This window comes from Allopontixanthobacter sediminis (assembly GCF_009828115.1).
Taxonomy (GTDB): Bacteria; Pseudomonadota; Alphaproteobacteria; order Sphingomonadales; family Sphingomonadaceae; genus Allopontixanthobacter; species Allopontixanthobacter sediminis.
Genome location: NZ_WTYL01000003.1, coordinates 72,501 through 90,004, shown reverse-complemented (window position 1 = coordinate 90,004; position 17,504 = coordinate 72,501). Strand labels below are relative to the sequence as shown.

Genomic DNA, 17,504 nt, shown 5'->3' with positions numbered 1-17,504 from the left:
CTTTAGTCACATCGGTCTACCCCGTTCGCAGAGATCGGGCTGTCACCGGTCCGCGGGGGCGAAATGGCGAAATCGCTGAGTAAACTGGGTTCAAATCCGCGGCTTCTGGTGTTCGCGCCAATGCTGGTGCTGACGCTTATCTTCGTCATTACCTGCGCGCTGCTGCTGTTCAGCGGCGACGTACCCCGCGCATCGGCTTCCGCCCTTATCATCGGCGGAATTGCCACCTACTCACTTGCCGCCGCATTCCTCGCCCATATCGGGATCAAGACGGTCGACGAGCTCCAGAGCATGGGCATGACGGACAGTCTCAGTGCACTGCCCAACCGCCGCGCGTTGCACCATCATGCGATCACCAGGACGAAGGACAGCGACGAACTGGCTGTCGCGTTGATCGATCTCGATGGCTTCAAGATCGTCAACGACCTCTACGGCCACCATGTCGGTGACCAGGTTATCAAAGAAGTAGCCGCCATGCTGCGCAGTGTCTGCGGCAAGGATGCTGTGCCCTACCGGCTGGGCGGTGACGAGTTTGCCATCGGCATGGCGGGCCCCCTCGCCGGTACCATCCTCGAAGGGATCTGCCGCAACCTGCTCGACAAATTATCGCAGACCATTCCGGTACAGGATCGAAGGATCGGCATCGGCGCGAGTATCGGCCTGGCACGGTCCAGTCCTGCTGATCGGCCGAATTCGTCCGAATTGCTCCGACGCGCCGACGTGGCGATGTACGCTTCGAAACGCGGCGGGAAGATGCGCTGCAGCTGGTTCCGTCCCGAATTCGATCGCAATCTCGAAGCCATTCGCGACATGAACAACGAACTCCGCGATGCCCTGCTGAACAACGAATTTCGCATCCAGTACCAGCCGCTCGTCGATGCTGCCTCGCGTCAGATCGTCGCGGTGGAATCCCTGCTTCGCTGGGAACGGCCCGATGGCAAGATCATCGGCCCGGGCGCCTTTGTGCCGATTGCTGAAGAGACCGGCCTGATCAACGCGATCGGCCTGTGGGTTCTTCGCCAAAGCTGCCAGGATGCCCTGGGTTGGGGCAAGATCAAGCTGTCCGTCAACATTTCGGCCGCCCAGTTGCGCAATCCCGAATTCCCGATCCAGCTGGGCCAGATCATCGACGAAACGGGGTTTCCCGCGGAACGGCTGGACCTGGAGATAACCGAAACCTCACTGATCCTCGATCCGGTCGTCGCAGAACGGAGCCTCGACATCATTCGCGGCTTTGGCGTCAACGTGGTGCTCGACGATTTCGGGACCGGATATGCCTCGATCGGGTTCCTGCGCCAGTTCCGTTTCAACAAACTCAAGCTCGACCGGTCGTTGATCGTCAATTCCGCCGCCGACGAAAGTTTGCGGGCGATGATGCTGTCGAGCATCTCGATGGCCCGCGCGCTGAATATGGACGTCACTGCGGAAGGTGTCGAAACACAAGCACAGGCCGATCTGGTCCGCGCGGCGGGATGCGACCAGATCCAGGGCTGGCTCTACTTCAAGGCGATGCCTGCCAAGGACATCGAACAGCATTTGTCCGTGCCCGCAACCGGGACCGATTTACTGTCTGCAAGTAGCCACACCGTCAAATCGACCGACCAGGAGAGCGCGGCAGCATGAACGCCATGACCGAAATCACGCCGGAAACCGCCGCCGAATTTGCCGGCGACTTTCCGGCCGCCCCTGCTGCGGAGGACAGCCGAACCGGACCAGGCGTCAGCAACGCTTATCCTGACCAGGATCCGGTTTACTCGAACCGGTTGACCCGGTGGTTCGCGCAGCAATCGATTGCCGGAAAACTGCGCGCGACGTTTGGCGGAAATCTCGCTTTTGCGGCGGTAATCGCTGCTGCCGTACTGCTCGGCTACACCTTGCTGTGGAACAAGTCCCAGACCATTAGCCAGCAATACGAACTGACCCTTGGCGCGACCCGCACCATGGCCGGAGTAGAGGAAATTCGCCGGCTGACCGACCGCTACCTCGTATCCGGTGAACTGACGGACGCGGGGGCAGCGATTGCCGCGATCACCGAGGAAAAGCAGCACATCGAAGCGATGCGCGATTTCATCACCTCGCGGCAAGTCGACGTCGGTGTCGCAATCGAGCAGATCGACGGCGGGTTGGCCGACATGGAAACAGCGATCCGGCGCACCGACGCGGAGCGGGCGGCGTCGGCTGGAGCATCACTGACCGAAAGCTCCGCGGTGCTTTCCCGGCAGCTGATTGATCAGGTGAAAGTGCTCGGCGCGGAGCACAGTCTGCTGCTCGCCCAGCAGATAGTCGGGTTTATCATGCTGGTGATCGTCGCGCTGACCTCATCGCTGATGGTGATGCGGTTTTTCCAGCGGGACATTGGAGACGTAATCGCGCAGATTACCAGCCAGATGGCAGCGCTCGCCAAAGGCAAGAAGGACCTGACGATCCCTGGCATGGACCGGGCCGACGAGATCGGAAAAATGGCGCGCACTCTCGAGCAGTTCCGTCTTGTTGCTTTCGAACTGGAAAAACTTCAGGCCGACGCAGCGGAACAGGCTAAGCTTGCCTTGGCCAAATCGGCGGAAGAAGCACAGGACCGCGAAGACCGCCGCAAGCGTCAGGCGCAAATGCTTTCCAAGATGGCCAGCAAGTTCGAAACGACCGTCGGCGATATCGTCAGCAGCGTCGCAGCCGCCTCGACCCAGCTCAAGACGACAGCCGGCGCGATGGAGAAAACAGCCGAAACCGCATCCGACCAGGCCAGCCGGGCCGCACATTCGATGCATGAAGCGTCTTCGGGTGTCACTGCGGCGGCGGCAGCGAGCGATGAATTTGCCATGTCGATCGGCGAAATCAGCCGCCAGGCAGCCACTTCGGCAGAACTGGCCCGCAAGGCTTCGGAATCCGCCGATGTGGCGGATGGCAAGATGTCGACCTTGGCCGCATCAGCATCTCAGGTGGGGCAAGTCGTGGAACTGATCCAGTCGATCGCCCGCCGCACCAACTTGCTCGCGCTCAATGCCTCGATCGAGGCCGCGCGCGGCGGCGAGGCGGGCCGCGGGTTTGCGGTGGTCGCTTCCGAGGTCAAGGAACTGGCTGCACAGACCAGCCGCGCGACCGAAGAAGTCGCCCAACAAATTCGCGACATGCAGAACTCCACCAACGATTCGGTCCTCGCGCTCCGCTCCATCAGCACCCAGGTCGAGCAGCTCGAAACGACCGCGATCTCGATTGCTTCAGCGGTGGACCAGCAGTCGGTCGCCGGTCACGACCTGGCGCGCAGCATCGACCTTGCCGCACGCAGCAGCGGGGAAGTATCGTCCGGTATCGGCAGCGTGCGGGAAAGTTCGCTGGCGACCGGAGCCGCGGCATCGCAGGTCCTGAATTCGGCCACCGATCTGGAAGGCCAGGCTGCCACGCTGCGCAGCCAGGTGGACATGTTCCTCCAGCGCATCCGCAACGAAGACGATTAACCTGCGGGGAAATATACCGGCGCGTCGCCCGGCGCCCACGGCTGGCGCTTGTCCATCACACTCTTGAACAGAGGTGATTCGAGATGCCCGTCCAGCCATGCCTGAAGTCCGGGGAGGCGCTGGTCCGCAAACCATTCCCAGTCGGTGGCCGCGAACTGCCGGATGAAGGGCATGATCGCCATGTCGGCCAATCCGCGTTCACGGCCGCATAACTGCGGCTGCGTCTTCAACCGTTCTTCCAGCACCTGCAGATACTTCAAACCAGACTCGCGGTGCTGCCCGGCATCGCAATCGTCGTATCGGCCAGGGTATTTGTAGCGGTCGAGATGGTGCTTGAAGGGTCCGTCATTGGCCGCAATCAGCGCGGCGTCATCTCGCTCCAGCCAATTTTCCGGATCGTTTCGCGCGAGCGCCCAGCGCATGATGTCGATACTCTCGTCGACTAGCTCCCCGCCGGGCAGCTGCAGCACCGGAACCGTAGCCTTCGGGGATATCGCGATCAGGTCGTCGGGCTTGGCCGACAATTTCACTTCGCGCAATTCGCACACCGTGCCGCTGACCATCAGCGCCAGCCGCGCTCGCATCGCATAGGGGCACCGGCGAAAGCTGTAGAGGATCGGAAATTCCGCCATCAGCGCGCTTTGGCGGGCTTCAGCCGCGCTCCGACATGGGCGACCCCGGCCATCGCCGCCTTGGTTTCCTGACACTGACGTTCCCGGTAGCCAGCGCGCTGCGCCTCGGTTCGCTCGTCATGGCAGGCGGGGCAACTGACCCCGGTCTCGTACAGGTCGGACCCGACGTCCTCCGCCGTCAACGGCCGCCGGCAGGCATGGCAAAGCTGGTAGCTGCCCGGCGCCAGGCCGTGGCCTACAGTGACCCGCTGGTCGAAAACGAAGCACTCGCCTTCCCACAGCGATTCTTCGGCACTGACGGTTTCGAGATATTTCAGGATGCCGCCCTGGAGGTGGTACACCTCGTCGATCCCCTCGGCCTTGAGAAATGCGGTCGATTTCTCGCAGCGGATGCCGCCGGTGCAAAACATCGCCACCTTGGGCGGTTTGCCTTCGCCCAACAACCGTTCGCGCTCGGCGCGGAACCACGCGGGAAAGTCGCGGAAGGTCTTGAGATCAGGGTCGATCGCGCCTTTGAACGTTCCAACCGCCGTTTCGTAATCGTTGCGGGTGTCGATCACGATCGTGTCGGGATCGGTAATTAACGCGTTCCAGTCCCCCGGGTCGACATAATGACCAACGCCGGCCAGCGGATCAATGTCCGGCTGTCCCATGGTGACGATTTCGGGCTTGATGCGCACCTTCATGCGGTGGAACGGCATCGCCGCAGCACGGGAAAACTTCACCTCGAGTTCCTCGAAACCGGGGATCGACCGGATGGCACCAAGTATTTCCGCAAGTGCGTCATCAGTTCCCGCGATGGTTCCGTTCAACCCTTCGCGGGCGATCAGGATCGTCCCCCGGATCCCAAGCACATCACAGGTTTGCGCAAGCGCCGCGCGGCGGGCCTCCGCATCCGGTACAGGAGCGAATTTGTACAGCGCTGCAACGCAGACCGTCATCGGATCGATTGTCGAACTCATCGCAGGGCTACTTAAGGACGATCGGGCGGTAGTCCAGTGCCGTTTGGTTGCGCATGCCGCCCTGAACCCCGCAAAACATGCCCCGCCGCTTGCAGTGAGGCGCACTCGCTGGGTATGGTGGTGCCCACGCGTTTCAGCTCCCATCCTACTGGATTTCCCCATCTCGATGTCACCCGCCGCATGAGCCAGCCAGAATTCGACCTGATCGTCATTGGCGGCGGGGTAAACGGTACCGGGGTCGCGCGCGATGCGGCCGGGCGCGGCGCTAAGGTGCTGCTGCTGGAATGCGGCGACCTGGCTCGGGGCACCTCGTCAGCTTCCACCAAGTTGATCCATGGCGGCCTGCGCTATCTGGAGCATTACGAATTCGGCCTGGTGCGCGAGGCACTGCAGGAACGCGAGACCCTGTGGCGGATCGCGCCGCATATCATCTGGCCCATGCGGTTCATCCTGCCGCACCGGTCCGGACTGCGGCCACGCTGGCTGCTGCGTTTCGGGCTGTTCCTGTATGACCATATCGGCGGCCGCAGGAAGTTGCCCGCCACCACGTCAGTCAACCTGCGCAAACACCCTGCCGGAGCGCCGCTGAAGCCGTTCCTGACCAAGGGGTTTGAATATTCGGACGGCTGGGTGGACGATGCGCGGCTGGTGGTGCTGAACGCGATGGACGCCGCGGATAGAGGGGCGGAAATCCGCACCCAGACCAAGGTCACGCGGCTTGAGCAGGTGCCGGAAGGCTGGCGGGTATTGGCGACCGGCGACGACGGCACCGAAGTTTCCATCACGGCCAGGGCCGTGGTCAACGCGGCCGGCCCTTCGGTGCTGGGCCTCCTCGATCGAGCCGACGTCATGACGCCGCGCAAGATGCGGCTGGTGCGCGGTTCCCACATCGTGGTGAGCCGCCTGTTCGAACACGAATACGCCTATTTCTTCCAGCTGCCGGATGGGCGGATATTCTTCGCCATTCCCTACGAACGGGATTTCACCCTGATCGGGACAACCGATCAGGACCACCACGCCAGCGAGTTCGAGGCTGCTGCCAGCGCGGAGGAAATCGACTATCTATGCGACAGCGCAAACCAGTATTTCGAGGCGGCAATAACGCCGGAGGATGTGGTCTGGACCTATTCCGGAGTGCGCCCGCTGCTTGATGACGGCTCGGGTCGGCCGGAAGCGGCGACGCGCGGGTATGCGCTGGATCTGCATCTTTCGGACGGCGGCCATCCGCTGCTGTCCATCTTCGGCGGCAAGATCACCAGCTACCGGCACGTGGCAGAAGAAGCGGTGGACAGGCTCGAGCCCTACCTCGCGTTGGAAAGCAATGCCCACTGGACCGGTTCGGCAGCACTGCCAGGGGGTAATTTCCCGCCAGACGGTGCCGCCGACCTGATGGCGATCTTCCTCACGGACTATCCGTTCCTGCAACCTGCAGACGCCGACCGGATCATCAAGGCGTATGGCACGAGAGCACGGTTTTTCCTCGACACCGCCCAATGCCGGTCCGACCTGGGGCAAGATTTCGGACATGGCTTGTCCGCTGCGGAAGTAGACTATCTGGTGACCCACGAATGGGCCCGAACCGCGGAAGATGTGCTGTGGCGCCGCAGCAAACTTGGCCTGCTGTTCAGCGCGCGCGAGGTAGAAGTGCTGTCGGAATATCTGCACCGCACGGTTGCGAAAGTTTAATACGTCAAAGGCCCAGCCACGCGCGGATGACCATCGCCACCGCGCCCAGCACCAGCACGCTGGCCGCCCAAATTGCCGCCATCCACGCGAGCCGTTGCCACAGCGGGCTTTGGTTTCTGTCCTTACCTTGTGCCATCAATGGTAACCCTCGTGCCCCACCTTGCCGCGGAACACCCAATAGGCCCAGGCGGTGTAACCGATGATCAGCGGCATGGTGATCGCCACCCCGATCAGCATGAAAACCTGGCTGCGTTCCGGCGCAGCGGCATCCCAGATGGTAACCGTCTCGGGCACGACATAGGGCCACATCGATACGCCGAGCCCCGCCATTCCCAGCAGGAACAGCCCCAGCGATAGCCAGAACGGCGCAGCTTCCCATTTCTTGGCCAGGCCGCGAAACAGGAAATAGGCGATGATCAAGGTCAGCAGCGGAACCTGGCTGGCGAACAGGATGCTGGGCATGGCGAACCACCGGTCGAAATACGCTGCATCCAGGAACGGCGTGTACAGGCTGACCGCGCCGAGCAGCGCCAACGTTGCGATGGCTGCGCGAAAAGACAGCCGGTAGGCGTGCTCCTGCGCCGGGCCTTCCAGTTTCCACACCAGCCACGTCGCGCCCAGCAGCGCATAGCCCGCAACGGTGCCGACACCGGTAAGCAGCGTATAGGGCGTGAACCAGTCGAACCAGCTGCCCGCATAGGCGCGGCCATCGACCTCGACACCCTGCAGCAACGCGCCGAGGATCATCCCCTGCGCCATCGCAGCGACAAACGATCCCGCGGTGAAGGAGAAGTCCCAGAATCCGCGGTGCCTCGGGTCACGCCAGCGAAATTCGAACGCCACCCCGCGAAACACCAAGCCTAGCAGCATGGCGATGATCAGCGGATAGGTGGCCGGCAGGATGATGGCATAGGCGAGCGGAAACGCGGCGAGCAGCCCGCCGCCGCCCAGCACCAGCCAGGTTTCGTTGCCATCCCACACCGGCGCAATGGAATTCATCGCCTGGTCGCGTTCCTGCCCGACGTCGAAGGTCGGGAACAGGATGCCGATGCCGAGATCGAACCCGTCCATCACCACATAGGCGAACACGGCAAAGGCAATGATGAAGGCCCAGATGACTGTGAGGTCCATTATTCCGGCTCCTTCCCGTCTGGCATGGTGCCTATCCGTCCCGGGTTCTGCGTCGGACCGGGGGTAATCCCGGCCGTCCGGATGGGCCCGGTATCGCCCCGCTTGACGCCGGTCTCGCCGGTATGGGGATGATGGCTCATCAGCCGCAGGATATACCAGGTGCCGACCCCGAACACTGCGAAGTACACGATCACGAAGGCGAGCAGCGATGCGCCGACTGCCGGTGCATCGAGCGGGCTGGCCGCGTCCGCGGTGCGCAGCAGGTTGTAGATCACGAACGGTTGGCGGCCGACCTCGGTCGTAATCCAGCCGGCGATAACCGCCACGAACCCGCTCGGTGCCATGATCAGAGCTGCGCGGTGCAGCAGCGACCAGTCGTAAAGCTTCCTGCGGGTGCGGGCGAGCAAGCTCCACATACCGAGGCCCAGCATCGCAAATCCGATCATGACCATGATCCGGAAGGACCAGAACACGATGCCTACCGGAGGCTCTTCGTCATCGGGAATGGTATCCAGCCCGGCGAGCGGCGCGTTCAGATCATGCTTGAGGATCAGGGACGACGCCTTGGGAATTTCGATCGCGTAATCGACCCGCTTTTCCGCGCTGTTGGGGATACCGAACAGGATCAGCGGAGCGCCCTCGGGGTGGCTCTGGTAATGCCCCTCCATCGCCATGACTTTCTGCGGCTGGTGCTCAAGTGTGTTGAGGCCGTGCATGTCGCCGGCGAAAATCTGGATCGGCGCGACGATAGCCGCCATCCACATCGCCATGGAAAACATCTTGCGGGCGTGCAGGTTGGATTTGTCTCGCAGCAAATGCCACGCACCAACGCCGCCCACCACGAACGCGGTCGTCAGATAGGCGGCGATTACGGTATGGACCAGCCGGTAAGGGAAACTGGGATTGAAGACGATGTCCCACCAGCTCGGGCCGGGCAAAAATTGGCCGTTCGCGCCCATTTCAAAGCCCACGGGGGTCTGCATCCAACTGTTGACCGACAGGATCCAGAAGGCTGAAACGAAAGTCCCCAGCGCAACCATGCAGGTTGCCGCATAATGAAGTTTGGATCCGACCCGGCTCATCCCGAACAGCATAACTCCGAGAAACCCGGCCTCCAGGAAGAATGCGGTCAGCACTTCATAAGCCATCAAAGGCCCGATAACCGGCCCCGCCAGATCCGAAAATACCGACCAGTTGGTGCCGAATTGATAGGACATCACAATGCCCGACACGACACCCATGGCGAAAGCGATGGCAAATATCTTCAACCAGTACTTGAACAGGTCGAGATATATCCGCTTACCGGTTTTCAGCCACAGTCCCTCCAGCACCGCCAAATAGCTTGCCAGACCGATGGAGAACGCCGGAAAGATGAAGTGGAAGCTTACCGTAAAGGCAAACTGGATACGCGCGAGCAACAGGGCATCGACATTTTCAAACATGATGCGACGGTTATAAGCGTCCCAGATTATTTTGGTAACGCTAATGCCGTCATCTGAGTTGCAACAAACGCAACGCTCAACCGGGTTCCGCAATCTGTTTTGGCTGCGAGAGTTGCCGGGAGTAGAACCAGCCGATCCCGATCAGGCTGAACCCCAGCGCCATGATCGATGCAATCCGGGTCAGTCCCTCCAGCGCGGCGGTATCGAACCAGAAGACTTTCAAGACTGCCCCGAGCATCAGCACCAGCGAACCGATCCTCCACGACCGAGTCCCGGTGCGTGACCCCCAAAGCAGGAACGCGATTGCCAGAACGATCCCCAGCAGCGAACGCAGCAGGTCTTCCGTCTGGGCGACGGGAACAGAAGTCAGCCACCCGCCCGCGAACAGATTGCGTAATTCAGATAGCGCAAGCAGCGAAATGAGGACCATTGCAGCCGTATCGAACAGCGCGTCTGTCCATGCCGGAGCGCCGCGCGCCGTCTTCCGCAGCAGGGCAAGGGCCGCCCCGCCAACCGCATAGGCCACCAGCAACCACGTCAGGAGCGGGAATGGCCCCACCCATTGCGCCGCCCACAGCGGATTGTGGATCAGCACGGTGAAATACGCAAAATGCGTAAAGGCGCCCGCTACCGCCAATTGCCCCGCCAGCTTCAGCCCGCCCGATTCCCGCAGCACACCAAAATGCCATGCTGCGAAAGCGACCGCGAGCAGAGCGGCTTCCCACGTCGACCGTTCGACCAGCCCGAGTTCGCGGAATTGCTCGACTGACTGCAACGCGAACACATGTTTGAAAAATACATGGACGCTTATTACGCCTAACGCTGCAACCGCCCCTGTCAGGACCTTTCGTGTCGTTTCGTGCAGATTGGCCGCAAACCACAACAGCGCGGAAACGGCCACCAAGGCCGGCACAATTCTTCTGGATACTTCCGGGATCGCGGGCAATTCAGTCACCAGCATCGGAACCCCGTAAAGTGCCGCGAATCCGCCCGACAACCAGTGGGCAAGCGGGAAAAGTGCCCACAGGCCGGCAATCGCAAGCAGGGCAAGCTGCGCGGCAACCCGGATTGGCAGGCGCCACGCGGTCAGGATCGCAGCCCCAGCTGTCATCCACGGCAGATACGCTGCAGGGACGACTTGCGCCGCGCCCATATAGGCGAACAGAGCGGCGAACACTTCGGCTATCCGGCGTAGCGAATGGCGAGGTTCGCTTGCGGCCAACAAGGCGAACGGCACCGCAGCGGCGAACCAGCGCACCGTATTCCGGAACGGTTCGGCTGCCTCGGCTTCGCCTATCGCGCGCAGCAATTGGGTTTCGTCAGTAGCGGTCAGCAGACAGCCAACCAGCGTGACAAAGGCGGCGCCCCAGCCAATATTGGTAATTGCGTGGTCAGCCCTGTTCCAGCCGAGCGCACCGACGATGCAGGCAATCGTGCCGCCGACCAATGGCGCTGCCCATAGCGGTGTCGCCAACAGCCCGGCTGCAAACAGTACCGTGGTCGCCGCAGTCAAGGTGACCACTCCAAAACTTTGCAGCGGCTCGCTGTTCTTGGGCCAAAGTCTCCACGCCGCAGTTGCCGGGAACGCCGCGAGCGCGACCGCTGCGCAGGCCAGACCGATCTGGACCGCGTTGAAATCCAGGCTGAAATGCCAAGTCGCTACGCCGATCAGGCCCAGCGGAAATGCGCTTAGCTGCCAAATGTCGACCGCGCGGTACTGGCCCCGCAGCAGATGCCACAGCGGCAGGCCAGCAAAGATCGCGGTGAAGGCAGTAGCAATCGCCGCGAATTCGTCGACACCGGGGCCCGGCCAGATCGCCAGCAGCCACAACGCGGTCGCAGCGGCAACGGCACTGCCCTCGCGCGCTCGGGGTTGCTGCCAGCCCAGCGCACCGATCCCCGCGGCCAGCAGCGCATAAAGGCTCCACGCGAGGAATGTGTAACTCGCCTGGTCGACCAGCGCCGCCATCTGCAATGTCGCCAACCCGGCCACCGCCAAGCGGCCAAATCCGCGCAGGCTTCCGTGCGTGAGCAGCAGTGGCATCGCAGCCCCGACCAGCAGCAGGAACACGCCCACCGCCAGCGTATCGGCCGCACTGGCGAACCCGTTGGTCAGCATCAGGACACCCCAGCCAAGCGCACCGCCCAGCGAAGCAAGCCCCAGCCATGCGCGGTCCTGCCGCTTGCCGGTGAGGGCTAATCCAGCCGTCACCAGTGCCAGGTACAGCGCAAGCATCGGCAGGTTGGCGTCTTCGCTGCCAACCAGGGTGGGCGCGGCAAATCCGCCGACCAGCCCGAGGACAGCGCAAGGCAAACCGAAGCGGAAAGACAGCGCAATCGCCGCCGCCGTCACCGATGCCAAGCCGAAGAAGGAAAAGGTCGAACCGACCAATCCGTAGACCGAACCAGCAAGATAGAAGCTGGCATAAAGTGTGGCGAGCCCGGCCCCGGCCAGCGCCTGCCGCACCCGCTCGTCCTTGACCACACTCTCGAACCGGAACGCCGCTTCCGCCGCGGCCACCAGCGCCAGTCCGAAAGCGAAGCCGAGGATCACACGGACCGACGGGGTAATCAGCCCTGCCTCGATCGAATAACGTACAAGGAAAAACCCGGCGACCGCCAGAGCGATACCGCCAGCCCAGATCGGCAATCGCCGCCCGAACAGATCCTCGAAATCAAGCGAAAGCTTTGGCATCGATAGCCGCTCGCTCAGGCCAGAGGTCTTGAATTCAGGAGCGGCATCCGAGGACATTGGCGCCGGAACAGAAACTGCGGGGCGAAGCGCTGATGCCGGCTTGGCCAAGGGTACGTCGAAAGGCTTCGACCTTCGCGTCACCACGCTCGCAGTCGCCGGTTCAGTCACGGCCCGCGCGGCAATCCGGGGTGCCGCGTCGTCGAGCATCGCCTCGAGCCGGTCGATCTGGCGCTGCTGGTTGGAGGTACGGTTCCACAGATAGATTAACGCGCCGCCAAGGACGATCAGGATCAACCAATCCACGGCGCGCTCCCTGTGCGCGAACGCCGGCTAGGCATCCGGCATACGGTCCATCATATCCATGAAGTCACGCGCCGCGTTCCGGTCCTTTTCCTCATTAAATGCCACATCCAGATCAGGTGCATCCCCCAGGATGAACATCACCGTCCACAAGGCAAAACGGTGACCGCGGTCTTTCTCGAGCCCGAAATCCACCTGCATCCGCTCCAGACCCGCTGTGACGGCATCCGGCGGAACCTCCGTGAGGTCGGTCGTACCAAAATATCGCTGGAGTTGGTCGTCGAACGTCATTCGCGCAAGGTGCGCCTTCGGGGCAATCCCCGCAAGACCTTCAGCCAATCTGTCCTCTCAATTTGCGCGCGCCGCAGATTCGCGTATCGCGGCTCCGGTCCGGTACACAGGAGGCGAGCAATCCGCACGCGGCAAAGCATCTGCGCAAAAAAACAGCGCTATCGATCGGAAGCGGAAGCGCTGGCCGTAGCCAGCAGTGCGGATTTTCCGCTGCGTCCCTATCGCTGCGACCGATGTTTCCAGTTTCACCTGACGGGCCGGACGCGGGGGAAGCGAACGCCCCGGTTCGCGGTGCAACGGGCCAAGGCCAAGGGCGGGTTGTTGGCAACGTTAGTAAAGCCAGTCTCACCACTGGCCCAGCCGGATCCCCGCCCACAAAGTCCGCGGAACCCCCAAGTCGATCGACCCGCCCTGGTTTCGGGTCACGATCTCCGTGTCGGTAAGGTTTTCACCGCGAAAGACGAGGGATAAACGCTGTGAGAGCGGTATTTGCACGAATGCATCGAGCGTAGTCGCAGCGGGAAGGACATCGCTTTCCTGATCGTCCTCGAATTGCCTGCCGACATGACGCATTGTTGTCGCCAGCCGCCACCCCGGGGAAGGCTCGTATGCAATCGTAGCGCTAGCCGACAGAGCCGGGGTTTGCGCCGGTCGCATCCCATCGAGACCGGCGGATAGTCCGCTGCCCTCCACTTCTGCATCGGTCCAGGCGAGCGATCCATTCATCGTGACCTCGCCAATGCTTGCTTGTGCCGCCAATTCCAACCCGCGCGCACGGACGACGTCGACATTGCGGCGCTGGCGCAAATCTGGCCCGATCGTCACGTTTGCGACTGCGTTCTTTACCTTGTTGTCGAAGGCTGTGAGGGAAAACCGGACATCTTGCGCCGGCGTGTAATCGAAACCGACCTCGTAGCCACGTAGCGCCTCGTTCTCGAGCCCTTCGTTGGCCAGCGTAACCACCGGAAAGACGACGAACGGGCGGTAAAGCTCATTCAGTGTGGGCAGGCGCACGCCGCTATAGGCTGCCGCGCGCAGAGCCAACCCCATCCTGGCATCATAGAGGGCCCCGCCACGAAACGAGACGTCCCAGCCGCTACGATCTGCGAAACTGGTGTCTGACGCTATCGCGCCTGCACCGTCACGCTCGAGGAAAAAGCCGTCGGAAATCGTCCAGCGATCTGCCCGTGCACCCGCGGTCAGTACCAACCTGCCGAGTGTCCAATCGTCTTCGATGAACAGGCCGAAGTCGCCATTGTCGCCTCCAGCACGGCGGCGCGCGGTGATTTCGCCCGTGAACGCGCTATATGCGTCCTCCTGCAACTCACCGGAGGATTTTCGGTAGTCGGCACCGACCCGCAGCACATGGCCCCTGCCAACGGGTGGGCGAACCTCGAGCTTTCCGCCTAGGCCTGTCGACGGCGTCCGCCGCTGGTCCAATACCGGGACGAAGCGGGTTGAACTGACCACGACGTTGCTGAAATCGCGCGCCTGGACGTAGGCCAGCACGTCGAATTCCCACCTCCCGCGGCCGACCAGTCTCAAACTGGCGCCCTGACCCGAGCTGGTACTGTCAGCTCCGTCGAACCGTAGTGTGCGCTTGTCGTCGAAAATCAATGTACGTGCCTGCAATTCGACTTGGTCCGACAATGGCGCGGCGCCGCGTAGCCCGATCGACCAACTGTCGTAAGCGGAGCGCGCACTGGCCGGCGCACGTTGGTCTTCTGGTGTGGTGAAGAAGCCAGGCCCTCGGTCCCACCGGCCAGACAATACCGCAAATCCCGATCCCAATCGGGGTGCCAGGGTTCCGCTCACCTCCGTTCCGCCACGGTCGTTGGCAATCAGCGAGCCGCTGACGGGGCCAAGAGCGGCAGCGTCGGCACTCTCAAGTTCGATTGTGCCGGCAACAGCGCCAGAACCAAACGCACCCGATCCACCGCCACGGGTGACGCGGATGGAAGAAAGCCGTTCCGGCACGATCGCCGAGAATGGGATATAGCCGAAAAACGGGTCGGCCATCGGAACACCGTCAAGCAGGATAAGCGCCCTGCTGGTGGCGTTCCCGCCCAACGCACGAAGCGTTACCCCCTGAGCGGACGGGTTGGAGGATCGGCTGTCGGACCGGCGAAACTGCTGGAAACCCGCGACATCAGACAGCACATCCTCGATCCGGCCGGAGGCTGACGCGGTGATGCGGTCACGGTCGATCGTTTGCACGTCGTAAGCGGGGGTGGCTGGTGTCTCGTCGAGTCCGCGGCCCGTAACTACGATGACAGGTTTTGAGGTCGGCGTCTCAGCGGGCTGCGCAGATGCTGCTGCAGGACACGTGATGACTGCCGCGAGTAAAACAGAATTCAATTTTCGATTGGTCAATCCATACCATCCGTCGGTAACGGCGTGTTGGCCGCGTTGGTCAAATATCGTGCAAGTCCTGAGGCCCTGCCGCGCTCTAGCAGAAGAACCTAGACCTGCCAAAAACGATCCAACCTGAATTCCTGTTCTTCCGGTGGGAACAGCCGTCGTGACGAGCATATACGTATCGAAGATTGCTCAGTTCGTTGACACGGGCCAATTTCTGCCTGGACGCCTTTGCGGCGCGCCAAACGCAAAAAAGCCCCACTGACGCCAGTGGGGCAAAATATCCAGGATTGGCAAGGTGGTTGCGGGGGTTGGATTTGAACCAACGACCTTCAGGTTATGAGCCTGACGAGCTACCGGACTGCTCCACCCCGCGTCACCGTGTTCGCGCCTGACAAGGCGCAGTGCCGTTTGCGGTAAAAGCAAAGACACCAAAAGGGCTGGCCCGTTAGGGACAGCCCTTTTGAATTGCGAATGGGTTATTTCCTGCACACTCACTGGCTACAATGCCTGGCGACGACCTACTCTTCCAACGCTTGAGCGTTAGTACCATCGGCGCTGTCTGGTTTCACGGCCGAGTTCGAGATGGGATCGGGTGGGTCACAGACGCTATGGTCACCAAGCAATGAAGCCAGTGTGTGTGCGGGTTTAAATCGATGTACTTATATATGGGCAGATCTGGCTGTGATGTTCTTCCAACATCGACGACTTCCAAGCCTTGCAGCAAGATTGTCGTTGATGGTGCAAATTCATCAAGCGCGATCAGAGTTATTAGGACTGGTTAGCTTCATGCATTACTGCACTTCCACACCCAGCCTATCAACGTAGTGGTCTACTACGACTCGAAGATACCTTATCTTTAGGGAGGCTTCCCGCTTAGATGCTTTCAGCGGTTATCCCGTCCATACATAGCTACCCAGCGGCACGCCTGGCGGCATGACTGGTACACCAGAGGTATGTTCACCCCGGTCCTCTCGTACTAGGGGCAACTCCTATCAAGTATCGACGCCCACGGCAGATAGGGACCAAACTGTCTCGCGACGTTCTGAACCCAGCTCACGTACCACTTTAATTGGCGAACAGCCAAACCCTTGGGACCTGCTCCAGCCCCAGGATGTGATGAGCCGACATCGAGGTGCCAAACGATTCCGTCGATATGAGCTCTTGGGAATCATCAGCCTGTTATCCCCGGCGTACCTTTTATCCGTTGAGCGATGGCCCTTCCACGAGGGACCACCGGATCACTATGACCGACTTTCGTCTCTGCTCGACTCGTCAGTCTCGCAGTCAGGCAGGCTTATGCCATTGCACTCTTGCAGACGGTTTCCAACCGTCCTGAGCCTACCATCGCGCGCCTCCGTTACTCTTTAGGAGGCGACCGCCCCAGTCAAACTACCCGCCACAGAGGGTCCTACTACCGGATAACGGTAGTTAGTTAGACATCAGAAAACAGCAGGGTGGTATTTCACCTATGGCTCCACTCGGACTGGCGCCCAAGTTTCAAAGCCTCCCACCTATGCTACACAACTCTTTCCTAATGCCACTCTGAAGCTGCAGTAAAGGTGCACGGGGTCTTTCCGTCTAACCGCGGGTACTCCGCATCTTCACGGAGAATTCAATTTCGCTGAGCATATCCTGGAGACAGTGGGGAAGTCGTTACGCCATTCGTGCAGGTCGGAACTTACCCGACAAGGAATTTCGCTACCTTAGGACCGTTATAGTTACGGCCGCCGTTTACTGGGGCTTCAATTCGGAGCTTGCACTCCTCCTCTTAACCTTCCAGCACCGGGCAGGCGTCAGACCCTATACGTCGTCTTGAAGCCGACTTAGCAGAGTCCTGTGTTTTTGATAAACAGTCGCTACCCCCTGGCCTGTGCCCCCCGACAGTGCTTGCGCATAGCCGGGGCCTCCTTCTTCCGAAGGTACGGAGGCAATTTGCCGAGTTCCTTCAGGATACTTCTCTCAAGCGCCTTGGTATACTCTACCTGACCACCTGTGTCGGTTTCGGGTACGGTCTATATGAAGAGGCTATTTCCTGGAACCGCTTGGCCGCCCTCTCAATCCAATAAGAGAAAACAACGTCCACGATCCGTCACACATCTTCAGGCCCACGAATATTAACGTGGTTCCCATCGACTACCCCCTTCGGGCTCGTCTTAGGGGCCGGCTTACCCTGCTCCGATTAGCGTTGAGCAGGAACCCTTGGTCTTTCGGCGAAAGGGTATCTCACCCTTTTTATCGCTACTCATGTCAGCATTCGCACTTCCGATACGTCCACCGTCGGTTACCCTTCGGCTTCATCCGCTTACGGAACGCTCCGCTACCGCTCATAGTAAACTATGAACCCTAAGCTTCGGTGCATATCTTTAGCCCCGTTACATCTTCGCCGCAGGAACCCTTATTTAGACCAGTGAGCTGTTACGCTTTCTTTAAAGGATGGCTGCTTCTAAGCCAACCTCCTGGTTGTTTTGGGATTCCCACATGCTTTCCCACTTAGATATGACTTGGGGACCTTAGCTGTAGGTTAGGGCTGTTTCCCTTTTGACGACGGACCT

The 17,504-nt window shown here is 61.0% G+C and carries 11 protein-coding genes, 1 tRNA gene and 2 rRNA genes (1 of these 14 only partly in view); 3 read left to right on the top strand and 11 right to left on the bottom strand.

Annotation, left to right across the window (positions count from 1 at the left end; all coding sequences use genetic code 11):
* Positions 1 to 63 precede the first annotated feature (63 nt).
* Positions 64 to 1,623 carry a putative bifunctional diguanylate cyclase/phosphodiesterase gene (locus GRI65_RS11215; protein WP_232844113.1) on the top strand — a complete coding sequence of 520 codons (1,560 nt, stop codon included), beginning with the start codon at positions 64 to 66 and terminating at the stop codon, positions 1,621 to 1,623.
* Positions 1,620 to 3,452 (top strand): methyl-accepting chemotaxis protein, encoded by a 1,833-nt coding sequence (locus GRI65_RS11210; protein ID WP_232844112.1) that lies wholly within the window; start codon positions 1,620 to 1,622, stop codon positions 3,450 to 3,452. The genes GRI65_RS11215 and GRI65_RS11210 overlap by 4 nt, the downstream gene beginning before the upstream one ends.
* Here GRI65_RS11210 and GRI65_RS11205 read toward each other — a convergent pair.
* Both GRI65_RS11205 and trhO read right to left on the bottom strand, forming a co-directional pair.
* A complete protein-coding gene (locus tag GRI65_RS11205; protein ID WP_160756666.1) occupies positions 3,449 to 4,084 on the bottom strand; it encodes a glutathione S-transferase in 636 nt (211 codons plus the stop codon). The two genes, GRI65_RS11210 and GRI65_RS11205, sit on opposite strands and share 4 nt — an antisense overlap.
* A complete protein-coding gene (trhO, locus tag GRI65_RS11200) occupies positions 4,084 to 5,046 on the bottom strand; it encodes an oxygen-dependent tRNA uridine(34) hydroxylase TrhO (RefSeq protein WP_160756665.1) in 963 nt (320 codons plus the stop codon). Before trhO ends, GRI65_RS11205 begins: the two co-directional genes overlap by 1 nt.
* A 180-nt stretch (positions 5,047 to 5,226) precedes the next feature.
* Between trhO and glpD the strand changes: the two genes are divergently transcribed.
* Positions 5,227 to 6,732, top strand: a complete 1,506-nt coding sequence (gene glpD, locus GRI65_RS11195) for a glycerol-3-phosphate dehydrogenase (protein WP_160757109.1) — start codon at positions 5,227 to 5,229, stop codon at positions 6,730 to 6,732.
* A 4-nt stretch (positions 6,733 to 6,736) separates the two neighbouring features.
* Here the strand turns inward: glpD and GRI65_RS11190 are convergent, their stop codons facing one another.
* The 9 genes from GRI65_RS11190 to GRI65_RS11150 form a co-directional block, all read right to left on the bottom strand.
* Entirely contained in the window at positions 6,737 to 6,868 is a 132-nt protein-coding gene (locus tag GRI65_RS11190) for a DUF2474 domain-containing protein (RefSeq protein ID WP_160756664.1), read from the bottom strand.
* On the bottom strand, positions 6,868 to 7,863 hold the full coding sequence (gene cydB, locus GRI65_RS11185) for a cytochrome d ubiquinol oxidase subunit II (RefSeq protein ID WP_160756663.1): 996 nt from the start codon (positions 7,861 to 7,863) through the stop codon (positions 6,868 to 6,870). The genes GRI65_RS11190 and cydB overlap by 1 nt, the downstream gene beginning before the upstream one ends.
* Positions 7,863 to 9,305: a cytochrome ubiquinol oxidase subunit I gene (locus GRI65_RS11180; protein WP_160756662.1), complete on the bottom strand. Its 1,443-nt coding sequence runs from the start codon at positions 9,303 to 9,305 to the stop codon at positions 7,863 to 7,865. Before GRI65_RS11180 ends, cydB begins: the two co-directional genes overlap by 1 nt.
* Positions 9,306 to 9,381: 76 nt before the next feature.
* On the bottom strand, positions 9,382 to 12,303 hold the full coding sequence (locus tag GRI65_RS11175; RefSeq protein ID WP_160756661.1) for a DUF2339 domain-containing protein: 2,922 nt from the start codon (positions 12,301 to 12,303) through the stop codon (positions 9,382 to 9,384).
* A gap of 27 nt (positions 12,304 to 12,330) precedes the next feature.
* A complete protein-coding gene (locus tag GRI65_RS11170; RefSeq protein ID WP_160756660.1) occupies positions 12,331 to 12,591 on the bottom strand; it encodes a hypothetical protein in 261 nt (86 codons plus the stop codon).
* Between the two features lie 345 nt (positions 12,592 to 12,936).
* Positions 12,937 to 14,949 carry a TonB-dependent receptor plug domain-containing protein gene (locus GRI65_RS11165; protein WP_232844111.1) on the bottom strand — a complete coding sequence of 671 codons (2,013 nt, stop codon included), beginning with the start codon at positions 14,947 to 14,949 and terminating at the stop codon, positions 12,937 to 12,939.
* 299 nt (positions 14,950 to 15,248) lie between these two features.
* A tRNA-Met gene (locus GRI65_RS11160) sits at positions 15,249 to 15,325 on the bottom strand.
* Positions 15,326 to 15,457: 132 nt separating this feature from the next.
* Positions 15,458 to 15,572 (bottom strand): 5S ribosomal RNA (rrf, locus tag GRI65_RS11155).
* 128 nt (positions 15,573 to 15,700) lie between these two features.
* A 23S ribosomal RNA gene (locus GRI65_RS11150) occupies positions 15,701 to 17,504 on the bottom strand (it continues 987 nt past the right edge of the window).

Excerpts from the sequence above, each read along its gene's own strand:
- GRI65_RS11180 (WP_160756662.1), bottom strand. The coding sequence starts at position 9,305 with ATGTTTGAAAATGTCGATGCCCTGTTGCTCGCGCGTATCCAGTTTGCC.
- GRI65_RS11210 (WP_232844112.1), top strand. The coding sequence starts at position 1,620 with ATGAACGCCATGACCGAAATCACGCCGGAAACCGCCGCCGAATTTGCC.
- GRI65_RS11190 (WP_160756664.1), bottom strand. The coding sequence starts at position 6,868 with ATGGCACAAGGTAAGGACAGAAACCAAAGCCCGCTGTGGCAACGGCTC.
- GRI65_RS11205 (WP_160756666.1), bottom strand. The coding sequence starts at position 4,084 with ATGGCGGAATTTCCGATCCTCTACAGCTTTCGCCGGTGCCCCTATGCG.
- cydB (WP_160756663.1), bottom strand. The coding sequence starts at position 7,863 with ATGGACCTCACAGTCATCTGGGCCTTCATCATTGCCTTTGCCGTGTTC.
- glpD (WP_160757109.1), top strand. The coding sequence starts at position 5,227 with ATGAGCCAGCCAGAATTCGACCTGATCGTCATTGGCGGCGGGGTAAAC.
- GRI65_RS11215 (WP_232844113.1), top strand. The coding sequence starts at position 64 with ATGGCGAAATCGCTGAGTAAACTGGGTTCAAATCCGCGGCTTCTGGTG.
- trhO (WP_160756665.1), bottom strand. The coding sequence starts at position 5,046 with ATGAGTTCGACAATCGATCCGATGACGGTCTGCGTTGCAGCGCTGTAC.
- GRI65_RS11170 (WP_160756660.1), bottom strand. The coding sequence starts at position 12,591 with ATGACGTTCGACGACCAACTCCAGCGATATTTTGGTACGACCGACCTC.